At 37.2% G+C, this 269-nt stretch carries 1 protein-coding gene; it reads left to right on the top strand.

All coding sequences use genetic code 11. The annotated features are described in order from the left end of the window. A partial coding sequence (locus tag SB658_RS24325) for a homoserine O-acetyltransferase/O-succinyltransferase family protein (RefSeq protein WP_410602927.1) occupies positions 1–269 on the top strand: 269 nt, incomplete at both ends.

The following is a 269-nucleotide window of genomic DNA, read 5'->3' as shown; positions in this document are numbered from 1 at the left end:
GCATTCAATCAAGATATCCGTCCTTTGAATATCGTGATCTTAAATTTAATGCCAAAAAAAATACAAACTGAAACGCAGCTGCTAAGAATGCTCGGAAATTCTCCTTTACAAGTGTACTTTACGTTTTTGATTCCAAGTACGCATACACCGAAGAATACGTCGAGAGAGCATCTAGATGAATTTTATACGACCTTTGAATCGATTCGCCATAAGAAATTTGATGGAATGATCATCACCGGCGCACCAATTGAGCATTTAGCTTTTGAAGA

Source organism: Bacillus sp. SIMBA_008 (assembly GCF_046535495.1).
Lineage (GTDB): Bacteria > Bacillota > Bacilli > Bacillales > Bacillaceae > Bacillus > Bacillus subtilis.
The sequence above is the reverse complement of the archived record's forward strand: the minus strand, read 5'-3'. Positions and strand labels throughout refer to the sequence as shown.